The sequence below is a fragment of the Streptomyces sp. NPDC054932 genome, assembly GCF_053610205.1.
The window spans coordinates 1-24,779 of sequence record NZ_JBSGXU010000121.1; the positions used below are offsets into that span (position 1 = coordinate 1).

General features: G+C 70.6%; 21 protein-coding genes, 1 tRNA gene and 1 riboswitch. Of the genes, 8 read left to right on the top strand and 14 right to left on the bottom strand.

The window, feature by feature from the left end; all coding sequences use genetic code 11:
• Positions 1–94: 94 nt before the first annotated feature.
• Entirely contained in the window at positions 95–937 is an 843-nt protein-coding gene (locus tag ACWGE1_RS27255) for a MurR/RpiR family transcriptional regulator (protein WP_453423111.1), read from the bottom strand.
• 141 nt (positions 938–1,078) lie between these two features.
• Between ACWGE1_RS27255 and ACWGE1_RS27260 the strand changes: the two genes are divergently transcribed.
• Complete coding sequence (locus ACWGE1_RS27260; RefSeq protein ID WP_453423112.1) at positions 1,079–1,459, top strand: hypothetical protein; 381 nt, start codon at positions 1,079–1,081, stop codon at positions 1,457–1,459.
• Between the two features lie 407 nt (positions 1,460–1,866).
• Here ACWGE1_RS27260 and ACWGE1_RS27265 read toward each other — a convergent pair whose 3' ends face one another.
• Positions 1,867–3,249 (bottom strand): cystathionine beta-synthase, encoded by a 1,383-nt coding sequence (locus tag ACWGE1_RS27265; RefSeq protein ID WP_453423129.1) that lies wholly within the window; start codon positions 3,247–3,249, stop codon positions 1,867–1,869.
• Positions 3,250–3,377: 128 nt separating this feature from the next.
• Here ACWGE1_RS27265 and ACWGE1_RS27270 point away from each other — a divergent pair, with 128 nt between their 5' ends.
• From ACWGE1_RS27270 to ACWGE1_RS27280, 3 genes are all read left to right on the top strand, one after another.
• Complete coding sequence (locus ACWGE1_RS27270; protein ID WP_453423113.1) at positions 3,378–4,376, top strand: SGNH/GDSL hydrolase family protein; 999 nt, start codon at positions 3,378–3,380, stop codon at positions 4,374–4,376.
• Positions 4,377–4,491: 115 nt separating this feature from the next.
• Complete coding sequence (locus ACWGE1_RS27275; RefSeq protein ID WP_453423114.1) at positions 4,492–5,712, top strand: acetyl-CoA C-acetyltransferase; 1,221 nt, start codon at positions 4,492–4,494, stop codon at positions 5,710–5,712.
• Between the two features lie 417 nt (positions 5,713–6,129).
• Positions 6,130–6,945 (top strand): hypothetical protein, encoded by an 816-nt coding sequence (locus ACWGE1_RS27280; RefSeq protein WP_453423130.1) that lies wholly within the window; start codon positions 6,130–6,132, stop codon positions 6,943–6,945.
• Here the strand turns inward: ACWGE1_RS27280 and ACWGE1_RS27285 are convergent.
• Positions 6,929–7,273 carry a hypothetical protein gene (locus tag ACWGE1_RS27285; protein WP_453423115.1) on the bottom strand — a complete coding sequence of 115 codons (345 nt, stop codon included), beginning with the start codon at positions 7,271–7,273 and terminating at the stop codon, positions 6,929–6,931. The two genes, ACWGE1_RS27280 and ACWGE1_RS27285, sit on opposite strands and share 17 nt — an antisense overlap.
• 101 nt (positions 7,274–7,374) lie before the next feature.
• Here ACWGE1_RS27285 and ACWGE1_RS27290 point away from each other — a divergent pair, with 101 nt between their 5' ends.
• Complete coding sequence (locus ACWGE1_RS27290) at positions 7,375–7,605, top strand: DUF4287 domain-containing protein (RefSeq protein ID WP_453423116.1); 231 nt, start codon at positions 7,375–7,377, stop codon at positions 7,603–7,605.
• A gap of 132 nt (positions 7,606–7,737) precedes the next feature.
• On the opposite strand, the gene ACWGE1_RS27295 is transcribed toward ACWGE1_RS27290, so the two are convergent.
• Together ACWGE1_RS27295 and ACWGE1_RS27300 are read right to left on the bottom strand one after the other, a co-directional pair.
• Positions 7,738–8,586, bottom strand: coding sequence for a Bax inhibitor-1/YccA family protein (locus ACWGE1_RS27295; RefSeq protein WP_453423117.1), 849 nt, complete (start codon positions 8,584–8,586; stop codon positions 7,738–7,740).
• A gap of 146 nt (positions 8,587–8,732) precedes the next feature.
• Positions 8,733–8,814, bottom strand: a tRNA-Leu gene (locus ACWGE1_RS27300).
• A 409-nt stretch (positions 8,815–9,223) separates the two neighbouring features.
• Between ACWGE1_RS27300 and ACWGE1_RS27305 the strand changes: the two genes are divergently transcribed.
• On the top strand, positions 9,224–9,988 hold the full coding sequence (locus ACWGE1_RS27305; RefSeq protein WP_453423131.1) for an ABC transporter ATP-binding protein: 765 nt from the start codon (positions 9,224–9,226) through the stop codon (positions 9,986–9,988).
• A 55-nt stretch (positions 9,989–10,043) separates the two neighbouring features.
• Positions 10,044–12,596: an ABC transporter permease gene (locus ACWGE1_RS27310; RefSeq protein WP_453423118.1), complete on the top strand. Its 2,553-nt coding sequence runs from the start codon at positions 10,044–10,046 to the stop codon at positions 12,594–12,596.
• Positions 12,597–12,696: 100 nt separating this feature from the next.
• Here ACWGE1_RS27310 and ACWGE1_RS27315 read toward each other — a convergent pair whose 3' ends face one another.
• The 9 genes from ACWGE1_RS27315 to ACWGE1_RS27355 all read right to left on the bottom strand — a co-directional run bounded on the left by ACWGE1_RS27315 (position 12,697) and on the right by ACWGE1_RS27355 (position 23,356).
• Positions 12,697–14,097, bottom strand: coding sequence for a class I SAM-dependent methyltransferase (locus tag ACWGE1_RS27315; protein WP_453423119.1), 1,401 nt, complete (start codon positions 14,095–14,097; stop codon positions 12,697–12,699).
• Positions 14,098–14,265: 168 nt separating this feature from the next.
• On the bottom strand, positions 14,266–15,651 hold the full coding sequence (locus ACWGE1_RS27320; protein ID WP_453423120.1) for an NAD(P)/FAD-dependent oxidoreductase: 1,386 nt from the start codon (positions 15,649–15,651) through the stop codon (positions 14,266–14,268).
• Between the two features lie 390 nt (positions 15,652–16,041).
• Complete coding sequence (locus ACWGE1_RS27325; RefSeq protein ID WP_453423121.1) at positions 16,042–17,010, bottom strand: Ppx/GppA phosphatase family protein; 969 nt, start codon at positions 17,008–17,010, stop codon at positions 16,042–16,044.
• Complete coding sequence (locus ACWGE1_RS27330) at positions 17,007–17,555, bottom strand: DUF501 domain-containing protein (protein ID WP_453423122.1); 549 nt, start codon at positions 17,553–17,555, stop codon at positions 17,007–17,009. Before ACWGE1_RS27330 ends, ACWGE1_RS27325 begins: the two co-directional genes overlap by 4 nt.
• A 60-nt stretch (positions 17,556–17,615) precedes the next feature.
• Positions 17,616–18,104, bottom strand: coding sequence for an FtsB family cell division protein (locus ACWGE1_RS27335; RefSeq protein ID WP_453423123.1), 489 nt, complete (start codon positions 18,102–18,104; stop codon positions 17,616–17,618).
• Between the two features lie 99 nt (positions 18,105–18,203).
• The gene (gene eno / locus ACWGE1_RS27340) at positions 18,204–19,490 is read right to left on the bottom strand and encodes a phosphopyruvate hydratase (RefSeq protein WP_453423124.1); all 1,287 of its coding nucleotides are present in this window, start codon (positions 19,488–19,490) and stop codon (positions 18,204–18,206) included.
• Positions 19,491–19,775: 285 nt separating this feature from the next.
• A complete protein-coding gene (locus ACWGE1_RS27345) occupies positions 19,776–20,477 on the bottom strand; it encodes a transglycosylase family protein (protein ID WP_453423125.1) in 702 nt (233 codons plus the stop codon).
• 2 nt (positions 20,478–20,479) lie between these two features.
• Positions 20,480–20,652: riboswitch (cyclic di-AMP (ydaO/yuaA leader) on the bottom strand.
• 278 nt (positions 20,653–20,930) lie between these two features.
• Complete coding sequence (locus ACWGE1_RS27350; RefSeq protein ID WP_453423126.1) at positions 20,931–21,977, bottom strand: transglycosylase family protein; 1,047 nt, start codon at positions 21,975–21,977, stop codon at positions 20,931–20,933.
• Positions 21,978–22,069: 92 nt separating this feature from the next.
• Complete coding sequence (locus tag ACWGE1_RS27355) at positions 22,070–23,356, bottom strand: cytochrome P450 family protein (RefSeq protein WP_453423127.1); 1,287 nt, start codon at positions 23,354–23,356, stop codon at positions 22,070–22,072.
• A 130-nt stretch (positions 23,357–23,486) separates the two neighbouring features.
• Here ACWGE1_RS27355 and ACWGE1_RS27360 point away from each other — a divergent pair, with 130 nt between their 5' ends.
• Positions 23,487–24,689 carry a globin domain-containing protein gene (locus ACWGE1_RS27360; RefSeq protein ID WP_453423128.1) on the top strand — a complete coding sequence of 401 codons (1,203 nt, stop codon included), beginning with the start codon at positions 23,487–23,489 and terminating at the stop codon, positions 24,687–24,689.
• Positions 24,690–24,779: the final 90 nt, after the last annotated feature.

Genomic DNA, 24,779 nt, shown 5'->3' on the forward strand with positions numbered 1-24,779 from the left:
GGCCCGGGCCGGGCCCTGGCGGCCCGGTGGAGAGCGCAGCGGCCGTACGGGCCGCTCGCGCGCATCGCCGGCGGAGCTCAACCGGCGCCGGGGCTCACTCCACGAACAGGCCCCGGGCGGCCGCCCGGGTGTCGAAGGCCTCCAGCCGGGCCTGGGCGTCCGGCAGGGCGTCGGCCATCGACTCCAGCAGCACCCGGCCCAGCAGCATCGGCGCACACGCCGTGTCGAAGGCCAGACCGGTGCCGACCGGCGCCGGAATCAGCAGGTCCGAGTGACGGGCCACCGGCGCGAAGGCCGAGTCGGCGACCGTGACCACGGTCAGGCCGGCCGTCCGCGAGCGTTCCAGCGTGTCCACGACCTCCCGGGGATGGCGGGGCAGCGCGAAGCAGAGCAGCGCCGTGGCCCCGTCGTAGCGCGCCGCGTCGATGCGGTCCTCCAGCATCGAGCCGCCCTCGTCGAGGAGCCGGACGTCCGGGTGCACCTTGGACGCGAAGTACGCGAACCCGCGGGCCTGCGAGGAGGCCGCCCGCAGGCCGAGCACCAGGAGCGGCGTCGAGGCGGCGAGCAGCCGCCCGGCCTCCTGGACCGGCGCGGGATCGGCGAGCATCGCCGCCAGCTGCCGCAGGTTCTCGATCTCGCCCAGGACGGCCTGCTGGTACTCGTTGTACGAGTCCTCGTGCGCGGCCTCGGGCCGCTCGGCGGGAGCCACCTCGCGCAGGTGGCGGCGGAGCGCTGGATATCCGTCGAAGCCGAGCGCCACGGCGAACCGGGTCACCGAGGGCTGGCTCACCCCGGCCAGTTCGGCGAGCTCGACGCTCGACAGGAAGGGCACCTCCGCCGCCCCGCGCACCATGCAGTGCGCGATCCGCCGCTGGGTCGGCGTCAGCCGGTGCCCCTCGAAGAGCTTCTGCAGCCGCGCGGCCGGGCTGTCACTCATCCCGTCCCCTCCGTCCCGGTGAGATATTCAGTCACGGAGCACTCTGCATGCGGTTATGCAGCGGAGCAAGCCGTGCCCGCGATGCGGATAGGGGGGCTATCCCCAGTGCCGGGGCCCGCCGGGGCTTCCTACCGTGGTGTCATGGACGCCCACGCCCAAGAGCTGAAGAAGGAATTCGACGCGACGATGGACGCCCGGCGCGAGCTGGGGCCGGAGTACGAGGCCGCGCTGGTGGACTCGTTCGTCGAGAAGGTCGACACCCAGGTCCGGCGCCGGCTCGCGGAGGAACGCCTGTCCGCGGCCCGCGGCGACGGCCGGTCGCCCGCCGCCGCGGGGGACGGCAACTTCGGCGAACGCTTCGGCTTCGCGATCATCACCCTGGTCCTGGCGATCCCGCTGTCGGCGATCGCCGTGACGCAGGCGGGACTGGCGGGGCTGATCGTCACGTGGATGGGGATCGTGGGCGTGAACTTCATCCACACGAACAAACGCCGCCGCGGCACCCGGGACCCCCGGGACTGACCAACGGGACCGCACGAGCCGGCACGAGGCGCGCCGGAGGTGAACCGAGCCCGCAAAAGAACTGTGCGCGGGGACCGCCGCACCCCCGGTTGCCCGGGGGGCGGGACGACGGCGGTCCCCGCGCAGGACACGGCCGGGTCAGGGCCGTCCGCGTCCGTGGCGTTCGCGCGGTCCGGGAGCCGCTCCGGAGGTGCTCGAACGCCGTTCCGTGGTGCCGGCCGGGTTCCGGTCTCCCGGACTTCCCTGCCGACAACCACCACTGTGCCGGAGCCGTGTTAAGCGGGTGCTGCCGTCACGTGTCATGCCCGTACCGTTTACGCGAAGGCCGCGCCACGGACCGGGCGCCCGGGACGGGAGGCAGGAGGCGGGCCGTGGGCCCGCGCCCTGTCCCCCGAGCGGGCCGCAGGCTACTTCGCGGCCTTGGCCAGGAAGGCCAGCAGGTCCTGGCGGCTCACCACACCGGTGGGCTTGCCCTCGACCAGCACGATCGCCGCGTCCGCCTCGCCGAGCACCGCCATCAGCTCGGACACCGGCTCGCCGGAGCCGACCTGCGGCAGCGGCGAGCTCATGTGCTTCTCCAGCGGGTCGGTCAGGGAGGCCCGCTGCGCGAACAGCGCCGCGAGGAGCTCCTTCTCGACGACGGAGCCGATGACCTCGGCCGCCATCACGTCCGGGTGACCGGCGCCCGGCTTGACGATCGGCATCTGCGAGACGCCGTACTCGCGCAGGACCTCGATGGCCTCGCCGACGGTCTCCTCGGGGTGCATGTGGACGAGGGAGGGAATGCCGCCCTCCTTGTCGTTCAGCACGTCGCCGATGCGCGCGGCGGGGCCGGCCTCCTCCAGGAAGCCGTGTCCCGCCATCCACTCGTCGCTGAAGATCTTGCTGAGGTAGCCGCGGCCGCTGTCCGGCAGCAGGACGACGACGACGTCGTCCGGGCCGAGGCCCTCGGCGGCCTTGAGCGCGGCCACGACGGCCATGCCGCAGGAGCCGCCGACGAGCAGGCCCTCTTCCTTCGCCAGGCGGCGGGTCATCTGGAAGGAGTCCTTGTCGGACACCGCGATGATCTCGTCGGTGACGTTCGGGTCGTAGGCGGTCGGCCAGAAGTCCTCGCCGACGCCCTCGACCAGGTACGGACGGCCGGAGCCGCCGGAGTAGACCGAGCCCTCGGGGTCGGCGCCGATGACCTTGACCTTCCCGCCGCTGACCTCCTTGAGGTAGTTGCCGGTACCGGAGATCGTGCCGCCGGTGCCGACGCCCGCGACGAAGTGGGTGATCTTCCCGTCCGTCTGGTCCCACAGCTCGGGGCCGGTGGTCTCGTAGTGCGAACGGGGGTTGTTCGGGTTGCTGTACTGGTCGGGCTTCCAAGCGCCGGGCTCGCGCGCGAGGCGGTCGGACACGTTGTAGTACGAGTCCGGGTGCTCGGGGTCGACGGCGGTCGGGCAGACCACGACCTCGGCGCCGTACGCGCGCATCACGTTGATCTTGTCCATGGACACCTTGTCAGGGCAGACGAAGATGCACTTGTAGCCCTTCTGCTGGGCCACGATGGCGAGTCCTACACCCGTGTTGCCGCTGGTCGGCTCCACGATGGTGCCACCGGGCTTGAGGGCTCCGCTCTGCTCGGCGGCCTCGATCATCCGTACGGCGATCCGGTCCTTCACGGATCCACCGGGATTGAAGTACTCGACCTTCGCAAGGACGGTGGCCTGCAGGCCTTCGGTCACACGGTTGAGCTTCACCAGCGGGGTGTTGCCGACGAGGCTGATCATCGAGTCGTGGAATTGCACCATGTTCTCCAAGGAGGGGACTCCACGGGTTCTCCGGGAGGTCCGGCCAGAGTATGCCGAAAGGGATTGGCCGACCGTCCCTACGGGGCAGGTAGGGGTCAATGAGGCGCGAGGAGGTGGCCTGAAGGATGTCCAGGGCGAGAACAGCCCGCCGGATCGCGGCGGGGGCGGCGTACGGCGGGGGCGGACTCGGACTGGTCGGGGCCGCCGCCGTCGGGCTGGTGGTGGCCGAGATGCAGTTCGCGAGGCGGGCGGTCGGGTCCGGGCTGCCCGAGCCACCACGTGCCGACGGGCTGTACGGGAGCGAGTTCGGCGGGCCCGAGCAGAGCCCGGGCCCGCTGCGCCTGGGCATGCTGGGTGATTCCACGGCCGCGGGGCTGGGCGTGCGGCGGGCCCGGCAGACTCCGGCGGCCCTGCTGGCCTCCGGGCTGGCGGCGGTGGCCGAGCGGCCGGTGGAGCTGCGCAACGTGGCCCTGTCGGGGGCCATGTCGGACGATCTGGACCGGCAGGTCGGCCTGCTGCTGGACGGCATCGGGCCGGCCCCGGACGTCTGCGTGATCATGATCGGCGCGAACGACGTGACGCGCCGGATGCCGCCGACCCAGTCGGTGCGGCTGCTGACCTCGGCCGTCCGCAGGCTGCGCATGGCCGGCGCCGAGGTCGTCGTGGGCACCTGCCCGGACCTCGGCACGATCGAGCCGGTGTACCAGCCGCTGCGCTGGCTGGCGCGCCGGGTCTCGCGCCAGCTGGCCGCCGCGCAGACCATAGGAGTGGTCGCGCTGGGCGCCCGTACGGTCTCCATGGGGGACCTGCTGGGCCCGGAATTCGCCGCGAACCCGCGCGAGATGTTCGGCCCGGACTCCTACCACCCGTCGGCGGAGGGGTACGCGACGGCCGCCATGGCGGTGCTGCCGACCCTGTGCGCGGCGCTCGGGCTGTGGCCGGAGTCGGACCGGCTGGACGTGTCCCGGGACGAGGACATGCTGCCGGTGGCGAAGGCCGCGTCGGCCGCGGCGGGCCAGGCGGGTACGGAGGTCACGGCGGCCCGCGGCCCCTGGGTCCTGCTCAAGCACCGCCGCCGGCGGCGGGTGCCGGCCACCGACCCGGCCCAGACCGCGGCGCCCTGAGAAGGGCGTTGCGGGGCGAGTGCGGCCCGTGTCACACGCCCCGGCCGGTGACCTGGACCGTACGGGGCGGTAACTTCGCATGCGGTCCCGCAACGACGCACCCCTTGGAGTCCCGATGCCCGAAGCCGTCATCGTTTCCACCGCCCGCTCCCCGATCGGGCGGGCCGGCAAGGGCTCCCTCAAGGACGTCCGCCCGGACGACCTGACCGCGACGATCATCCAGGCCGCCCTGGCCAAGATCCCCGAGCTGGACCCGCGCCAGATCGACGACCTGATGCTCGGCTGCGGCCTTCCCGGCGGCGAGCAGGGTCACAACCTGGCCCGCATCGTGGCCGTGCAGATGGGCATGGACTACCTGCCGGGCACCACGATCACCCGCTACTGTTCCTCCTCGCTCCAGACCTCCCGCATGGCGCTGCACGCCATCAAGGCGGGCGAGGGCGACGTCTTCATCTCCGCGGGCGTCGAGACGGTCTCCCGGTTCGCGAAGGGCTCCTCGGACGGCCTGCCGGACACGCACAACCCGCTCTTCGGCGATGCGGAGGCCCGTACGGCCGCCGTCGCGCAGAGCGAGGGCTCCTCGTGGCGCGACCCGCGCGCGGACGGCCTGATTCCGGACGCCTACATCTCGATGGGGCAGACCGCCGAGAACCTGGCCCGCCTCAAGGGCGTGACCCGTCAGGACATGGACGAGTTCGGCGTGCGTTCGCAGAACCTCGCGGAAGAGGCCATCAAGAACGGCTTCTGGGCCCGCGAGATCACCCCGGTCACCACCCCGGACGGCCTGGTCGTCTCCGCGGACGACGGCCCGCGCGCCGGCGTGACCCTGGAGGGCGTGCAGGGCCTCAAGCCCGTCTTCCGCCCCGACGGCCTGGTCACGGCCGCCAACTGCTGCCCGCTCAACGACGGCGCCGCGGCGCTGGTCATCATGAGCGACACCAAGGCCCGCGAGCTGGGCCTGACCCCGCTGGCCCGGATCGTCTCCACCGGTGTCACCGGCCTCTCCCCCGAGATCATGGGCCTGGGCCCGGTCGAGGCGTCGAAGCAGGCCCTGAAGCGGGCCGGCCTCACGGTCGGCGACATCGACCTCTTCGAGATCAACGAGGCCTTCGCGGCCCAGGTCATCCCGTCGTACCGGGACCTGGAGATCCCGCTGGAGAAGCTGAACGTCAACGGTGGGGCCATCGCGGTCGGTCACCCGTTCGGGATGACCGGTGCGCGCATCACCGGCACCCTGATCAACAGCCTGCAGTTCCACGACAAGCAGTTCGGCCTCGAGACGATGTGCGTGGGCGGCGGCCAGGGCATGGCCATGGTGATCGAGCGCCTGAGCTGAGCCGTAGCGGAGGGTAGGGGCTGCCCTGAGGCACGAGGGGCGGCACCTGCCCGCAGCGGTGGCGAAGGTCAGCGCGACCGAAGAAGCGAGCGCCTGAGCTGAGCCACGGCTGAGCCCGGCCGATTGGATCAAGAGCGGCCCCAGGTGCCGCAAGGGATCCGGCCGGATCCCTTGCGGCGTACTGACACCGAATCCAACCCGGTCGCGGCCGACCTGTGACCAAATTTCCCCCAGGATGTGACCTATCTCCTGGGGGATCGGTGTTTACGCAGGTCAAAGCCAGTACAGGTGGTGCGTGTGTGACCAAAGCCCTGTCCATTTCGTGACGTAATGCACTGCACGCCATTCCCAGGCCGGGACACTCTGATGTAGGAAGTCGGGGGATCGAATCACCTCAGGAGTTAGTCAGTGAGCGCCATGTCTCTTGCCCTGCTGCTGACCACGGCCGCTGCCACGGCCGTGGGCGCTGCTGCGCTGCACGCCGTCCATGGTCTGCGCAAGCAGGTCGCCGCCCTGCGCACTGAGCTTTCGGTGCCGGTCCACCCCCGCGGTGCGACCGTCCCGCACGCCCGCAGCGCCGTGGAGTCCCCCGCCGCGGAGATACGAGCCGCCGTGGCCGAAGCCCTCGCCGAGGAGCGCGAGCGCGAGCTGGCCGAGGCGCGTGCCTTCTGGGCCGCGCAGGAGGCCCGCGACGCCGCCGACGCCCCCTCGCTGCTGGGCGGTCTGCCCGGCCTCGGCGAGGACAGCCCTGTCTTCCTGCCCCGGCAGGCCGACCTGGTGGGGCTGGAGCCCGTACTCGGCGAGGAGATCCTCGACGAGCTTCCCGGGTATCCCGAGGATTCGGCCGAGCTGGCCGCCGCGCGCCGGCGCCACCCCTCGCACCCCGACTTCGTACCGGTCCAGGCCTCGCACCCCGGCGCCGACCACGAGCGGACCGTGAACCGCCTGGAGGAGCTCGCGGAGGCCCGTACGGCCCTCGCGGACGTCCGGCCGGGCCCGCTGGGCACCCTCGACGTGTACGTCTTCACCGACGGCACGACGCTGTGCATGACCCCCGGGCACCGGGAGACCGCGGAGCGCCTCGCCGAGGCCCTGCGCTCGGGCACCGCGCCGGTCCTGCTGGGCGGTTCGGGCATCTCCGGCGCCTACGCGCTGACCTTCTCCTGCGGCGACTCCGAGGACCCCGACAGCAACGTCTACATCCTCGCGGACCGCGTCATCGCATCGCTCTGATCTCCGCCTGCTCCACCAGCCGCACGGCCTCGTCCAGCACCTCGGACGGGGCCTTCGCGCCGTCCGGGGCCGCGGCGGCGGCGCGCAGCGCCTCGGCGAGGTCCAGCCCGGTCACCGCCACCTGGTCACCGACCACGAAGATGCCGGCGTCCGGCACCTCCTTCGGCGCCTGCCCGGGCGTCTCGATCCGCTGGGCCCGTACGGAGAGTTCGCGGGCCAGGTCCAGCGCCGCGGCGGCGGCGCCCTGCTGCAGACGGCTCTGCGGCGCGGCCCGCAGCCGGTCGGCGAAACGTTCCACGACGGCGGTCAGGGGCGAAGTATCAAGCACGCGGCCGACCCTACGCGCCGTCCGGGCACCATTGCCAACGGGCGAACTCTCCGGCACGGTGGCGTGAAGGGAACAGCACGGCAAACCTTCCGGAGGCGCCCATGTCCGTAGAGTTCTCCGAGCAGACCCACCGCAACATGATCGACAGAATCCCCCTGACCACCGGTCGTGAACTCTCCGACTGGCTCCGTACCGTGGACGACGGCCCCTCCCTCGTCCGGTTCGAGGAGAAGGTCAGCTGGCTGCGCGGCGCGCACGAGCTGTCGTACGGCCAGGCCAAGGCGATCATCCACGAGTACGACCTGCGCAGAGCCGCGCGCCGGTTCGGCTGACCCCTTCCCCCGATCGCGTTCCCCCGGGGCCTGTCGTCGACGTCCCCCGAATGCGGGAAGGCCCCGCGAGCGGTGTGCTCGCGGGGCCTTCCCCATGCTGTGCGCAGGCCGGTGGCCGGCCTGCGGGTCCTGCTAGTCGTCGCCCGAGAGGATCGAGAAGATGCGCAGCATCTCCACGTAGATCCAGACCAGGGTCATGGTGAGGGCGAAGGCCGCCAGCCAGGCCTCCTCGCGGGGGGCACCGTAGGTGATGCCATCCTCGACCTGCTTGAAGTCGAGGGCGAGGAAGCAGGCGCCGAGGATGACTCCGATGGCGCCGAACAGGAGGCCGAGGCCGCCGCTGCGGAAGCCGAGGCCGTCACCGCCGCCGAAGACCGCGAACAGCGTGTTCACGAGCATCAGCAGGATGAAGCCGAGGGTGGCCGCCATCACGAAGCCGTAGAAGCGGCGGGTGACGCGGATCCAGCGCATCTTGTACGCGAAGAGCACGGCGGCGAAGACGCACATCGTGCCCATCACGGCCTGCATGACGACGCCGGGGCCGAGGTACGTGCTGACGGCCGCGCTGATGACGCCGAGGAAGACACCCTCGAACGCCGCGTACGCCATGATCAGAGCCGGGACGGGCTTGCTCTTGAAGGACTGGATCATCGCGAAGACGAAGGCGATCAGGCCCGCGCCGATGGCGATGCCGTACGACATGCCGAGGTTGTCCGGGTCGACCGGAAGCAGCGCCCAGGAAAGGGCAGCCGTCACGATGAGCGTGCCGAGCGTCATGGCCGTACGGCTCACGACGTCGTCCATGGTCATCACGTTGGCGCGGGCCGGGGCCTGCGGCATGCCGGTGGTCGGGTCGGTCGCGTACGGGTTCGTCGCGTACGGGTTGGTCCCGGCCTGCTGCGGCTGCGCGTCAAAGCCCGCGTAGCCACCGTTGTCGCGGCTGAACCCCCGTCGCGAGAAGACCGGGTTACTGCTCCTCATCTCACTCCTCCGTGGCCACCGAGCGCGGCCTTGCATCAAGAGTAATGCGCTCGCAAAGAAAGCACCCTACTGCTGGAGGAGGATCTTAGGAGAAGGCGTCGCGAAGCGCAGGGGATAAAGAGGCGAGCTCCGCGAGAGCTGCGGAGTGCCCGGAGCCGGACTTGAACCGGCACGGCCCGAAGGCCAGCGAGGTTTAAGCTCGCCGTGTCTGCATTCCACCATCCGGGCAAGGCGTGGCGGCCCCCGTAAAAAAGCCTTGAACGCTGAGCCGAGCCTATCCGGAACACCCCGCCCGCCGATCGGCCGCCTATCCGATGTTGTCTGATTTTATTGGCGCTTGAGGGTTCGTCAGACCCGAGAATGCGCGGTGGGCCCGTCCTGGACGGCGATCACCACCTGTACGGGAATGACGGGATTTCGACGGCCCGCGCCACCCCGCGCGCCACCCTCCGCGCCACCCCGGGTCGCGGCCCGGCGATCAGGGCTCCTGTCATACCAGAGGAGGAGACGCACCCGCCCGCAGTCAGACTCCAGTGGGCCGGGGAACAGGCACGGCGGCTGATCCGCGACGGGGATGCCCGCGGCGAGGATGGAAACGTCCCCGCACAGCAGACCGAGGAGCCGTCCCGTGACCACCATGAACTACGCCCCGCACACCGCCCAGGCCGTGGCCGCCCGCGCCACCGGCCTCTCCAAGGTGTACGGCCAGGGCGAGACCCAGGTGGTCGCCCTCAAGAACGTCAGCGTCGACTTCGCGCAGGGGCAGTTCACCGCGATCATGGGCCCCTCGGGCTCCGGCAAGTCCACTCTGATGCACTGCGTCGCCGGCCTGGACACCTTCTCCGCGGGCTCCGTCCGCATCGGCGACACCGAGCTGGGCAGCCTCAAGGACAAGCAGCTCACCCAGCTCCGCCGGGACAAGATCGGCTTCATCTTCCAGGCGTTCAACCTGCTGCCGACCCTGACGGCCCTGGAGAACATCACGCTCCCCATGGACATCGCCGGCCGCAAGCCCGACAAGCAGTGGCTGGACGCCGTGATCAGCATGGTCGGCCTCTCCGAGCGGCTGTCCCACCGTCCCACCCAGCTCTCCGGCGGCCAGCAGCAGCGCGTGGCCGTGGCCCGCGCCCTGGCCTCCCGCCCCGAGATCATCTTCGGCGACGAGCCCACCGGAAACCTCGACTCCCGCTCCGGCGCCGAGGTCCTCGGCTTCCTGCGCAACTCGGTGCGCGAGCTCGGCCAGACCGTGGTGATGGTCACCCACGACCCGGTCGCCGCCTCCTACGCGGACCGCGTCATCTTCCTCGCCGACGGCGAGATCGTCGACCAGATGCTCAGCCCCACCGCCGACGGCGTGCTGGACCGTATGAAGGCCTTCGACGCCAAGGGCCGCACCAGCTGATCCGGGCCACTTCCGAAGCCCTCCTCCAGACTTCCAGCCCCAGGACTCACATCCCATGTTCCGTACCGCCCTGCGCAACGTCCTCGCGCACAAGGCCCGGCTGCTGATGACGGTGCTCGCCGTCACCCTCGGCGTCGCCTTCGTCTCCGGCACCCTCGTCTTCACCGACACCCTCAAGAAGTCCCTCTCCGGCCAGACCGCCAAGAGCTACGAGGGCGTGGCCGTCTCCGTCACCTCGTACGGCCAGGGCCGCAACGAGCAGGGCCAGAAGGAGGGCGAGCCCGGCCTCGGCCAGCAGACCCTCGACAGGATCAAGGCCCTCCCGGGCGTCGACACCATCTCCGGCCGCGTCTCCGGCTTCGCCGGTGTGGGCGACGAGAACGGCAAGCTGATCGGCTCCGGCTGGTCCAACCAGGGCGCCAACTACACGCCCGTCAAGGACGGCAAGGACCCGCACTACACCTTCGTCCAGGGCGCCGGCCCGGCCAAGGCCGGCGACGTCGCGCTCGACAAGGCCACCGCCGACAAGGGCAAGTACAAGGTCGGCGACAAGATCCGCGTCGCCACCAACGGCCCGGTCAAGGAGTACAGCCTCGCCGGCGTCTTCACGACCGAGGACGGCGCCGTCCAGGCCGGTGGCAGCCTGGTGCTCTTCGAGACCAAGGTCGCCCAGGAGCTCTACCTCAAGCCCGGCTACTTCCAGGAGCTGTCGGTCGGCGCCAAGAGCGGCGTCTCCGCCGACAAGCTGCTCGCCGACATCAAGCCGCTGCTCGACGAGAAGATGACCAAGGCGCAGACCGGCGCGGCGCTCGCCAAGGAGCAGGCCAAGGAGATCGAGAAGGGCCTCGGTCAGCTGGGCACCATGCTGCTCGTCTTCGCCGGCATCTCGCTCTTCGTCGGCATCTTCCTGATCTACAACACCTTCACCATGCTGGTCACCCAGCGCACCAAGGAGCTGGCCCTGCTGCGCGCCGTCGGCGCCAACCGCGGTCAGGTCATGCGCTCGGTGCTCGCCGAGGCCCTGGTCGTCGGCCTCGTGTCCGCCGCCATCGGCCTGCTCAGCGGCGTCGGCCTGGCGGTGGCCATGCGCTCCGTGATCGGTTCCATGGGCGCCAAGCTGCCGGGCGGCGCCATCGTGATCGCTCCGGGCACCGTCATCGCGGCCCTGGTCATCGGCGTCCTGGTCACCACCCTCGCCGCCCTGCTGCCCGCCTGGCGCACCGGCCGGATCGCCCCGGTCGCCGCCATGGGCAGCGCCCACCTGCCGGCCAGCTCGAAGTCCCTGGTCGTGCGCAACGTCCTCGGCTCGATCATCAGCGTCCTCGGCATCGGTCTGGTGCTGCTCGGCGTGTCCTCGGGCGGCAACTCCGGCCGCATGACCATCGGTGCGGGCTCCTTCTTCATGCTCATCGGCATGATCGTGCTGCTGCCGCTGCTCTCCCGGCCGGTCATCGGCGCCGTCCGCCCGCTGCTGCAGAAGGTGTTCGGCGTCCCCGGCAAGCTGGCCTCCCAGAACGCCGTCCGCAACCCGCGCCGCACCGCCGTCACCGCCGCCTCCCTGGCGATCGGCCTGACCCTGGTCACCACCCTGTCGGTGCTCGGCATCACCATCGGCAAGGTCGTCGACCGCATGAGCACCGAGAAGCTCAAGGCGGACTACCGGGTCTCCATGGCCTCGGACATGGGCGGCCTCGACAAGTCGGTGGCCGAGACCCTGGCCAAGGCCCCCGGCATCAAGGCCGTCTCCCCGCAGGCGTCCGGCTTCTTCCTCGTCGACGGCGACTTCCGGGCCGCCTCCGGCGTCAACCCGGCCACCATCGGCCAGCTGCTCAACGTCGAGGTCCTCAGCGGCTCGCTCGACGGCCTCGGCAAGGGCGAGATCGCGGTCGCCGAGAAGACCGCCAAGAGCGCGAACCTCACGGTCGGCAAGGCGATCAAGCTGCAGTACGACGACGGCCAGGAAGCGTCCGTCAAGGTCGGCGCGGTCTTCAAGGACATGGAGGGCCTGCTCTCCCCCTACGTCATCGACAACAAGATCCTCAGCGAGCACAGCGAGGAGCAGTACGTCCGCGAGGTCTACGTCAACGTGGACGGCGGGGCGTCCAAGGCCGCCCAGCAGAAGGTCGTCGACGCCCTCGGCAAGAACCCGGCCATCACCGTCGCCACCCAGCAGGACATGCGCAACGAGATGGGCGGCATGATCAACACGATGCTGAACATCATGTACGGCCTGCTCGGCATGGCACTGATCATCTCGGTGCTCGGTGTCGTCAACACCCTGGCGATGTCCGTCTTCGAGCGGACCCAGGAGATCGGCATGCTGCGGGCCATCGGCCTCGACCGCAGCCGGGTCAAGAACATGATCCGCCTGGAGGCCGTGGTCATCTCGCTCTTCGGCGCGGTCCTGGGCGTCGTCATCGGTGTCTTCCTCGCCTGGGCGGTCGGCACCACGCTGGCGAAGGCCATGCCCAACTACGAGCTGGTCCTCCCGTGGGACCGGATCGGCATCTTCCTCCTGCTGGCCGCCGTGGTCGGCGTCCTGGCCGCCATGTGGCCGGCGCGCAGCGCCGCCCGCCTGAACATGCTCACCGCCATCAAGACGGAGTAGCACCGCGGCAGCGGCGAGGACACGCAAGGGCCCCGGGGCAACACGCCCCGGGGCCCTTGCCCTTTTCCCGGCCCTGGCCCTGGCCCTGGCCCTCGCCCTGCTAGACCGTTTCTGCGTCCCAGGTGCGCAGCCGGAGCGGCAGCCGTGCGTCCCCGGCGGCCGTGGGCCGTACCGCGAGCACCTGGTTGACCCCGAGCCTGCCCCGCTCGAAGCCGAGGGCGCAGGCCGCCATGTAGAGCTGCCAGACCCTCGCCCGGCCGGGCGAGGTCAGCCGTACGGCCTCGGCCCAGTGCTCCTGCAGGCGGGCCACCCAGGCCCGCAGGGTCAGCCCGTAGTGCTCGCGCAGCGCCTCCACGTCGCGGACCTCGAAACCGGCCCGCTCCAGCTCGCCGACGGTGGTGCCGAGGGGGGAGAGCTCGCCGTCGGGGAAGACGTAGGCGTCGATGAACTCGTCGATCCGGTACTCCTCTTCGTCCGGCTCCGGCGGGCGGGCGATCTGGTGGTTCAGCAGCCGGCCGCCGGGGCGCAGCAGGGCGTGCAGGGTGCGGGCGTAGTCGCGGTAGCGGTCGGCGCCGACGTGTTCGGCCATACCGATGGAGGAAATGGCCTCGTACGGCCCGTCCTTGACGTCCCGGTAGTCCTGGATCCGGATCTCCACGAGGCCGGTCAGTCCCTCGTCGGCGACCCGTTTACGGGCGTACACGGCCTGCTCGCGGGAGAGCGTGACGCCGGTGACCCGGACGCCGTACTCGCGGGCCGCGTGCAGCGCCATGGAGCCCCAGCCGCAGCCGACGTCGAGCAGCCGGTCCCCGGGCCGCAGCGCGAGCTTGCGGCAGACCAGGTCGAGCTTGTCGTACTGGGCCTGCTCCAGGGTGGAGCCGGGGCTCCAGTAGGCGCAGGAGTACACCATCGAGGGGCCGAGCACCCGCTCGTAGAAGTCGTTGCCGACGTCGTAGTGGTGACTGACGGCCCGGCGGTCACGGACCTTGCTGTGGCGCGGTCCGGCCCGCCGGACCGCCTCCTCCACGGGCGGCGCCGGCGGCGGCAGCGGTCCGGCGAGGGCGATCAGCTCGCGCGCGGCGGCCCGGTGGGCGGGGTCGCGCCACCTCGCCCCCGGCAGGCCGGACAGCGCGGGCAGTCCGGCGCGGCGAGCGATGTCCCCGAGGGCCGCGAACGGCCCGGGCCCGCCCTGCGCCGTGGAGACCGTGGGACCGACCGGCGGCAGGTCCTGCCGCCGTTCCCACAGCAGGCCCGCCACCCGGTCCAGCAGGTCGAACAGGTCGCCCTCGACCGTCACTTCTCCCGCCACCCATGCGCGGGCCAGGCCCAGCTCGCCGGGCCTCCACAGCATCCGCCGCACGGCGCGGCGGTCGTGGATCACGAGCACGGGGCCGTCGGGCGGGCCCGCCTCGCTGCCGTCCCAGGCCCGGACGCGCACCGGCAGCGGGGCGCCCAGCAGTGTCTCGGCAACAACGGCGAGCCGCGGCGCGGCGTCGGTCATGGCGCACCTCCACAAAAGCTCCGACCCCTCCGTCTACCCATCCCGGGCGCCGGGTACGCCGAAGGGGCCGCCCGCACCACGGATGGCGGGCGGCCCCTTCGGGGTCGTGCAGTCGTACAGGTGAAGCCGGTGGAGCAGGTGGACCTCAGGTCCTGCCGGTCGGACCGGTCAGGATGCCTTGGCCTTCGCGGCCGGGGCAGCGGCGGCGGCCGGGGCCGGCGCCGGCTTGGCGGCCTCGTAGAACTCCTCGCGGGGAGTCTCCAGCGCACCGAGGGAGACGACCTCGCGCTTGAGGAACATGGCGAGGGTCCAGTCGGCGAAGACGCGGATCTTGCGGTTCCAGGTGGGCATGGCCATACCGTGGTAGCCACGGTGCATGTACCAGGCCAGCCGGCCCTTGAGCTTGATCTTCGTCTTGCCCATGACGATCATCGCGACGCCCTTGTGGAGGCCGAGGCCCGCCACCGCACCCTTGTTGGAGTGCGAGTACTCGGTCTGCGGGAAGCCCCGCATGCCCGAGATGACGTTGTCGCCGAGGACCTTGGCCTGACGCAGCGCGTGCTGGGCGTTCGGCGGGCACCAGGCGTTCTCGACGCCGGCCTTGCGGGACGCGACGTCCGGAACCTGGGCGTTGTCGCCGGCGGTCCAGATGTAGTCCGTGCCCGTGACCTGGAGGGTCGGCTGGGCGTCCACGTGGCCGCGGGGGCCCAGCGGCAGGCCGTAGCGGGCCAGCACCGGGTTCGGCTTGACGCCGGCGGTCCACACGATGGTGTTGGAGTCGACCTCGAGGCCGTTCTTCAGCACCACGTGGCCGTCCACGCAGGAGTCCATGGAGGTGTTGAGGTAGATCTCGATGCCGCGGGACTCGAGGTGCTCCTTGCCCCAGGTGCCGAGCTTGGGCCCGACCTCGGGAAGGATCTTGTCGGCCGCGTCGACCAGGATGAAGCGCATGTCCTCGCGCTTGATCGTGGAGTAGTACTTCGCGGCGTCGCGGGCCATGTCCTCGACCTCACCGATGGTCTCCGCACCGGCGAAGCCGCCGCCGACGAAGACGAAGGTGAGGGCCTTGCGGCGGACGTTCTCGTCCGTCGTGGACTCGGCCTTGTCGAGCTGCTCGAGGACGTGGTTGCGCAGGCCGATGCCCTCTTCGACGCCCTTCATACCGATGCCCTGTTCGGCGAGGCCGGGGATCGGGAAGGTGCGGGAGACGGCGCCGAGCGCGATCACCAGGTAGTCGAAGGGCAGCTCGTACGCCTCGCCGACCAGCGGCGTGACGACGGCGACCTTGCGGTCCTGGTCGATGCTGGTGACCCGGCCGGTGAGAACCTCTGCCTTGGGCAGCACGCGTCGCAGCGGGACGACGACGTGCCGAGGCGAGATGCTGCCTGCGGCCACTTCAGGGAGGAAGGGCTGGTAGGTCATGTACGAGCGCGGGTCGACGACCGTGACGGTCGCCTCGCCGTAGCGCATCTTCTTCATGATGCGCTTGGCTGCGTACAGGCCTACGTACCCACCTCCTACAACGAGGATCCTGGGACGCTCCGTGGTGCTCATGGAACGAGTATCCAGCACCCAAAGGGGTGTCGCTCGTGAGCCCCTTCACAAGGACTCAGAGACCCTCTGCTACACTCCGCCGCCCACGTGACGGAGGTCATGACGCGCGACGGGAACCACACGGTGTCCGGAGTCGTTGTTCACCCGTCCTGAACTGGCCTCCAAGGCCTGAACCGGACTGGACCACAGGGGTTCGTCCATACCTCTGACGCGGAAGCGATCGCCTCCGCCGATCGCACGAACGCACACGAAAAAGGGTCTGCGGGCCTCCGGAAGGGCCCAAAGGACCCTTCCATTGACCCGACAGACCCTTTTTCCTTGTGAAGAACTTCACGAAGTTCGTGTGGATCACCGGCCCAAAGGCCCTCCACAAGCTGCTTCGAAGGTCGTTCAGGCGATGGACCAAGCGATTCCATCGAGGATGTCGTGCTCCGACACGACAACCTCGGAAGCGCCGATGCGCTCCATGATCGCCAGCAGCACCAGTGCGCCCGCCCCGATCACGTCCACCCGGCCCGGATGCATCACGGGGATCGCCGCGCGCTCGGCGTGCGTCTGCGTCAGCATCCGCTCGCTGATCTCCCGGACCTGCTCGTAGGAGATCCGGGAGTGGTGGATGGCCGACGAGACGTACTCCGGCAGCCCCAGCGCGATCCCTGCGACCGTGGTCACCGAGCCGGCCAGGCCCACCAGGGTGCGCGCCTCGGACAGCGGCACGCTTTCGGCCGCCAGGTCCAGGGCCGCCTCGATGTCGGCCCGGATCGCGGCGACCTGCTCCGCGGTCGGCGGATCCGTGACGACCCCGTCCACCACCAGGTGGCGCTCGGTCATCCGGACGCAGCCCACGTCCACGGAGCGGGCGGCGCGGACGTGGTCCTCGCCGACCACGAACTCGGTCGAGCCGCCGCCGATGTCCACCACCAGGAACGGCCGCTGCACGGGGGTCCCCCCGGACGAAGTCCGGGGGAGCTCGTGCGCCGTGAGCTCCTTGGTGGCGCCGGTGAAGGAGAACTCCGCCTCCTGGCCACCGGAGATGACCTCGGGCTCGACGCCCAGGATGTCCAGGACGCCCCGGACGAAGTCGTCCCTGTTCTCGGCGTCCCGGGAGGCGGAGGTCGCCACGAAGCGCACCCGCTCCGCGCCGAACTCCTTGATGACCCCCGCGTACTCGCGGCAGGCGGCGAAGGTGCGCTCCAGCGCCTCCGGGGCCAGGCGCCCGGTCCGGTCCACGCCCTGACCGAGCCGGACGATGGTCATCCGGCGGTCCAGCTCGACCAGATCGCCGGTCGCCGGGTCACAGTCCGCCACGAGCAGCCGGATGGAGTTCGTACCGCAGTCGATGGCGGCGACACGGGTCACGCCTGCTGCTCCTCGTCGTCCGCCTTCTCCCCGCACGGGGTGACGCAGGCGCCCTTGGCCCACCACTCGGGCAGCATCGCGAGGGCCTCGTCGCCGAACGGGTTCACACCGGGACCGGCGGCCAGGGAGTGGCCGACCAGCACGTGCAGGCACTTCACCCGGTCCGGCATGCCTCCGGCGCTCGGGAAGCCCTGGAGCACCTCGATGGCGTCGCGGCGCCGGATGTAGTCCTCGTGCGCGGCCTGGTAGGCGGCGGCGAGCTCCGGGTCCCCGGCGAGCCGGGCCTGCATCTCCTTCATCACGCCGTTGGCCTCCAGCGTGCCGATCGCGGAGGCCGCGCGCGGGCACGTCAGGTAGTACAGCGTCGGGAAGGGGGTGCCGTCGGGGAGCCGCGGGGCGGTCTCCACCACGTCCGGCTGCCCGCAGGGGCAGCGGTGCGCGATGGCGCGCAGCCCGCGCGGCGGGCGGCCGAGCTGCTGCTCGAACGCCTCGATGTCCGCGTCGGTCGGCTCGGTCCGGTCGGTCTGGGGCGGGGGCGTCTGCATGCCTGGAGGAAGTCTCTTCGTTCGCGGTTCTTATGACGGACAGATGTGCTGGGTTGCGGTTCAGTCGCCGGGGCGGTCGGCCTTGTCGACGCCGTCCCAGACGTTGGAGTACCAGGGACGGTCGGAGCCGGCGTGGCCGGTCCGGTGCGGCTCCGGGGGCTGGGCGCCGGGGTCGCTCATGATGTAGCCGATCTCCCCCGGGCGCAGGAAGTGCAGGTGCTTGCGCGCCTGCTGCTCCGCGTAGGCGTCGTCCTGCCAGCGGGCCTTCTCGTCGCGGAGCCGCTCCAGGCGGTCCCGCGCGGTCGCGGCGGCCCGCTGCTGCTCCGCGATCTCCGAGCGCTGGGAGACGTACTGGCGCATCGGATACGCGAGGGCGACGACCAGCGTACAGAGGACGAGCACCAGGAGCGCGGCGCGGCCGGTGAGCCGGCTGCGGCGGACCTGACGCCTCGACTGCGACCGGTAGACGTGGGCGGCGGTCCGCTCTCCGAGCTGCTTGAGCCTGGTCGCGGTGGAGAAGGTGGAGAACCGATCCCGGTTCCCGGCCATTGGTCCGCCTCCCCTAGGTACGCACTACGCAATACGTCCCCGCACACGGTACGGGACCGAGTGCGGGGACGTACGGAGGCCAGCCCCTCAGGGGGGTGATTAGCCCTTGAAGCGCGGGAAGGCGGAGCGGCCCGCGTACACGGCGGCGTCGTCGAGGATCTCCTCGATGCGCAGCAGCTGGTTGTACTTGGCGACGCGGTCCGAGCGGGCCGGGGCGCCGGTCTTGATCTGACCGCAGTTCACGGCGACGGCGAGGTCGGCGATGGTGACGTCCTCGGTCTCACCGGAGCGGTGGGACATCATGCACTTGAAGCCGTTGCGCTGGGCCATCTCGACGGCGTCCAGGGTCTCGGTCAGCGAACCGATCTGGTTCACCTTCACGAGCAGGGCGTTCGCGGAGCCCTCCTCGATACCGCGGGCCAGACGCTCCGGGTTGGTGACGAACAGGTCGTCACCGACGATCTGGACCTTGGCGCCGAGGCGGTCGGTGATGACCTTCCAGCCGGCCCAGTCGTCCTCGAACAGCGGGTCCTCGATGGAGACCAGCGGGTACGCCTCGACGAGCTCGGCGTAGTAGTCGGTCATCTCGGCGGCCGAGCGGGACTGGCCCTCGAACTCGTACTTGCCGTCCTTGTAGAACTCGGACGCGGCGACGTCGAGCGCGAGCGCGATGTCCTTGCCCGGGGTGTAGCCGGCCTGCTTGATGGCCTCGACGATGAGGTCGAGCGCGGCGCGGTTGGACTCCAGGTTCGGGGCGAAGCCGCCCTCGTCGCCCAGGCCGGTGGACAGGCCCTTGGTGTGCAGGACCTTCTTGAGGGTGTGGTAGACCTCGGCACCCCAGCGCAGCGCCTCGGAGAAGGACTCCGCGCCGATGGGGGCGATCATGAACTCCTGGATGTCCACGTTGGAGTCGGCGTGCGACCCACCGTTGAGGATGTTCATCATCGGAACGGGCAGCAGGTGCGCGTTCGGACCGCCGAGGTAGCGGAAGAGCGGAAGGTCCGAGGCCTCGGACGCGGCGTGCGCGACGGCCAGGGACACGCCGAGGATGGCGTTGGCGCCGAGCGAGCCCTTGTTGTCGGTGGCGTCCAGGTCGAACATGGCCTGGTCGATCAGGCGCTGCTCGGTGGCGTCGTAGCCGACGAGCTCCGGGCCGATCTGCTCGATGACGGCGAGGACGGCCTTCTCGACACCCTTGCCGAAGTAACGGTTGGGGTCACCGTCACGCAGCTCGATGGCCTCGAATGCACCGGTGGAGGCGCCGGACGGGACTGCAGCACGGCCGGTGCTGCCATCGTCGAGGCCCACCTCGACCTCGACCGTGGGGTTGCCTCGGGAGTCCAGGATTTCCCGGGCTACGACGACGTCGATGGACGGCACGAGCATCTCCTTCTGGGATGTGACGCTGAGTGTGCGGTGGCGTGTCAGGCCGTGGGATGGCCTTGCCGCCTAGAGCCTAACCGGCTCCGGGCACTCGGCCGCCCGACCGCCCGGACCCTGGGACGAAAAAGAGGCCGAATACCCCTCTTCCGGGACATACGTCTCATGATCATCGGCGTTCGGCGGCCGCGCGCAGCACCGCCCGGCGCGTGGAGCACGCGCCGGGCGGTGGACATCCTGCACACGGTCAGCTGACGCCGTGTACACGTTCTGCGGCCGTTGCCGCAGTGTTCAGCTGAGCTTGAGCTTCTGACCCGGGAAGATCAGGTCGGCGTCCGAGACGATGTCCTTGTTCAGCTCGAAGAGCTTCTCCCAGCCGCCCTTGACGCCGTTGGCCTCGGCGATGGTGCCCAGGGTGTCGCCCGGCTTGACCTCGTACGAGCCGTTGCCGGTCTTCGGCGCGGCCGGAGCCGCGGCGCGCTCGGAGCGGGTGGTCGGAGCCTCGGCGCGCTTGGTCTCCTTCTTCGGCGCGGCCTTGGTCTCGACCTTCTTGGTCTCGGTCTTCGGCTTCGGCTGCGGCTTGTTCTGCGCCGGGGTGCCGGAGCCGCCACCGTTGTACGAGGAGTTCGACAGGCCCTTGCCGCAGTGCGGCCAGGCACCCTTGCCCTGACCCTTGAGGACCTTCTCCGCGACGGCTATCTGCTGGGCCTTCGAAGCCTGGTTGGCCTGCGCGGCGTACACCTTGCCGCCGTACCCGGCCCAGGTGGAGGACGAGAACTGCAGGCCGCCGTAGTAGCCGTTGCCCGTGTTGATGGCCCAGTTGCCGCCGGACTCGCACTGCGCGACCTTGTCCCACTCGGAGGCGGTGGCGGCGCTGGCGCTGCCCGCGGCCATCAGCGGGGCTGCGACGGCCACACCGGCGACACCGGCGAGCGTGACGATGCGGACGGCCTTGGAACCGCGGCGGTGCTTGCCCTTGCCGGAAAGCAGCATGGAGTTCTCCTCACCGACGCCTACGAGGTGAGCTGTCGGGTTCGGGCGAGTGAGTTGCCCGGCCGTGCGACCTAGCGCACGTCTTAACCCCAAGCCGGTGGCGTGACCGTCTCTCAACGGCCGCTCCCGGCACCTACCTTGGTTCCCCCGCTCCTGCCTTCGGCGCTTGACGCGACGACTGTTCCCTCCGTCCGCCGGCAGGATTCGGCGATGCGGTCGAAGGAGCTCGCGGTGGCGAGCGATTCAGAAGGTAGACAGGTCTCTCCCCGATGTTCAACGAGGAACATCGGGGAGAAACGGGCCTACTTGCGCTCCTCACGAGGACGTTTGCGCAGGTGAGGGCGGGGTTTGCGGAAGCCCCCGGGCGAGACACGCCAGTTGACCGGAAGAGACGCATGTCTCACTTACAGAAAACCGACATTCAACTCTTTCCGGATAACTGAACTGTCCTTATTACGTAGTTAGATCCAGATTCTGGCCGGGCTTGATCAGGTCGGCGTCCTGACCGATGACCTGCTCGTTGGCCTCGTAGAGACCGTTCCAGCCGCCCTTTACGCCCTTGGCGACCGCGATGGTCGCCAGGCTGTCGCCCTCCTGGACCGTGTACGTGGGGTTCGACGCGGCACCGGACGGGGTCGACGGCTCGGCCGCCGGCGCACCGCGGTGCTTGCCGCTGCCCCCGACGGGAGTGGCACCCAGGGTCTCCGGGGTCTGCGGGGCCCCGGGGGCCGCCGGGTCGACCGGAGGCAGCCCCGGCGTGACGGGCGGGGTGGTGGGCGGAGTCGTGGGCGCGGTCGGGTCCACCGGCAGCGTCGGGTCCACCGGCAGCGTCGGCGCCGTCGGGTCGACGGGGGCCGGCGTGGTGGTCGGGTCGCCCGGGAGGGTCGGCTCGACGGGAGGCGTCGTCGGGATGTCCGGCGCGGGCATGACGGGCAGTCCGACGGACGGGGCGTCGGGAATGAGGAAGGGGGTGCCGGACGGGCTCGGGACCGGGGTCGGCGCACCGTAGTCCGTGGACGGCTTGCCGCCGCGGGTGGACGGAACGGCGTCGTCCGGACGGGACGCCGTGGGGGCGAGCGGGCCCTTGCCGCCGGGCAGACCGGGGTCCACCTGCGCGGCGGGGCTCTGCCGGTCCAGACCGGCCGAGGCCGCGCACATCGACCAGGCCTGCGGCCCCGTCGAGCCCAGCACGCGCTCGCCCACGGCGATCTGCTGCGACCGGCTCGCCAGGTCGGGGCGCTCGGCGAAGTCGAGCCCGCCGTTGCTCTGCCACTCTTCCTGGGTGAACTGGAGTCCGCCGTAGGCACCGCTGCCGTAGTTGGCACTCCAGGAGCCGCCGCTCTCGCATTCGGCGACCTTGTCCCAGGTCGACGTGTCGGCGGCAGCGGCGTTGGTGGCCGCCAGCAGCGGCAGAGCCAGGGCAGAGCCAGTGACTCCGGCTGTGACGACCAGCGCGGGGACCTGGCGGGGGCGTCTGTGTCGGCCGTTCCCGGAACGCATGTAGGTGCACCTTTCGCATAACAGCGGGGTAACGGCAGAACCTAGCGGCCTTAGAACGATTGTCACAAGTTCCGTCAGTAGCTGACTTTCAATCAGATAGTGCGCAAACGGTTTTGAGCCGTGAAGCGAACGGGAAGAGTACGAAGCCCTCGCATGATCAACCCCCCGCGCCAGCGCAGGTCTTGGGGTGGAACGGCGAGTTCCAGATCGGGCAGGCGGGTCAGCAGGGTCGCGAGCGCGGTCTGTCCTTCAAGTCGGGCGAGCGGGGCACCCAGGCAGTAGTGGATGCCGTGGCCGTACCCGAGGTGCTGGTTGTCGGTCCGCGAGAGGTCGAGGGTGTCCGGGTCCGCGAACCGCTCGGGGTCCCGGTCGGCGGCCGCGAGGACGACCAGGACCGGATCGCCGGTGCCGATCCGCATGCCGCCGAGGGTCAGCGGCTCGGTGGCGAAGCGCCAGGTCGCCAGCTCCACCGGGCCGTCGTAGCGCAGCAGTTCCTCGACCCCGGTGGCCAGCAGTCCGCTCTCCCCGGCGGCGAGGGAGAGCTGGAGGCGCTCGCGCTGGCCGGGGTTCATGAAGAGGGAGTGGACCCCGTTGCCGATGAGGTTCACGGTGGTCTCGAAGCCGGCGAAGAGCAGGATGAAGGCCATGGCGGTGGCCTCGCCCTCCGTCAGGTGGTCGCCGTGGTCGCTCGCCCGGATCAGGTCGGAGATCAGGTCGTCGCCCAGATCATCCCTTTTGCGGTGGATGAGTTCACCGAGGTAGGTCCGCATCTGCTTGACCGACCGGGCGACCCCGCCGCGCGGACCGCCGCCGTGGCGGATCATCATGCCCGCCCAGTCCCGGAAGTCGTCCTGGTCCTCGCGCGGTACGCCGAGCATCTCGCAGATGGCGTAGATGGGCAGCGGGAAGGCGAACTCGTGGATGAGGTCCGCCTCCCCCTTCTGCGCGAAGGCGTCGATCAGATGGTCGGTGAGCGCCTGCACCCGCGGGGCGAACTCGGCGACCCTGCGCGGGGTGAACGCCTTGGACACCAGCCGCCGCAGCCGGGTGTGGTCCGGCGGGTCGATGTTGAGCAGGTGCGTCATCAGCTCGGCCTTGCGCTCCCCCGGGATCCCGGTCTTGCCCTTGGCGTGCGCCGGCTCCGCGTGGTGCGCCGGATTCTTGCTGAGCCGCTGGTCGGCGAGGGCCTGGCGGGCGTCGGAGTACCGGGTGACGAGCCAGGCCTCGACCCCGCTGGGCAGCGTGGTGCGGTGCACCGGTGAGTGCTCGCGCAGCCAGGCGTAGGCCGGGTAGGGGTCGGTCGCGAACTCCCAGTCGAAGAGGGTGGGGCCCTCGGCGGAAGGGGCGTCGGAAGGGGTTTCGGGGGTCTGCTCGTGCACCCGATGACCGTATCCCGGCGCCGAGCGTCCATCCGATATGGGTGGTTCGTCGCGGCTGTCCGTAGATCGTCCATCCCTTGACGTGACCTTCTCCGACATTCCTACTTTCGGTTTTGTGGATGCGAGGATCTTGAAAAGCAGTTTCGCGGTGGTGGAGAGACGGGCCGAGCACGCGGTCAAGTTCTTCTACTCCCACCTCTTCTGGCACAACCCCGGAGTCCGTGCCCTCTTCCCGGACTCCCTCCACGACATGGAGCGCCAGCGGGACCGGCTCTTCGCCGCGCTCACCCACGTGATCGCCCACCTCGACGACGAGACCCTCGGCCCCTACCTGCGCGACCTGGGACGCGACCACCGCAAATTCCTCGTCCGGCCCGAGCACTACGCGGCCGTCGGCGCCAGCCTGCTCGCCGCGCTCGCGGAGACCTCGGGCGCCGCCTGGACCCCGCCGGTCGAAAAGGCCTGGTCCGAGGCCTACCAGGTGATGGCCGACGCGATGACGGCCGGCGCCGGGGCGAGCGAGGACCCGCCGTGGTGGGACGCGGAGGTGGTGCGCCACCTCCAGTACGGGCAGGACATCGGCGTCCTGACGCTGCGCCCGCACGTCCCCTTCCCCTATCTCCCGGGCCAGTACGCGAGCGTGAGCAGCGCACGGGTCCCGACGACCTGGCGCACCTACTCCATCGGCAACGCCCCCCGCCCCGACGGCACCCTCGACCTGCACGTCAGCCGGATCGACCGGGGCCGGCTGAGCACCGCCCTCGTCCGCGAGACGCGGCCGGGCGACGTGCTCCGGCTCGGCGCCGCCGGCGGGCAGCTGACCTTCCGCCGCGGGGACCGCCCGGTCAGCCTCATCGCCGCCGGCACCGGCTGGGCACCGATCCGGGCCATGCTGGAGGACCTCGCGGAGCATCCTCCCGATCAGGACGTACGGCTCTTCGTGGTGGCCCGGGACGGCGCGCACCTCTACGACCGCCCGCTCATCGACGCGTACGCCGCCCGCTGCGGCTGGCTCGCCGTCACCTACATCGCGCCCGCCCCCGGGCAGCACCGCAACCAGGCCACCGGCCGGCTCGCGACCGCCCTCGGCAACCGGGGCCTATGGCCGGACCAGGACGTCTACCTCAGCGGTCCCCCGCAGTTCATCGAGGAGACCGCCCACCTCCTGCGGGAACTGGGCGCCCGCCCCGGCCGGCTCTTCCACGACTCGGTACCGGCCCGGGGCCCGGGGTACGGGGACCGCCCGCTGGGCTTCGGCGAGTGGTTCCTGGACCCCCCGGCACCGCACTGGCACAACCCCTCGGCGCGCGCACCGCGGAGATACCCGGACTAGGTGTATTGACCCGCAGCGTTGTTCACGCGGCTGATGGGTGGCTTGCCTGCGAGTGCGGTGTGGCAGCGGTGGTGGTTGTAGGTGTGGAGG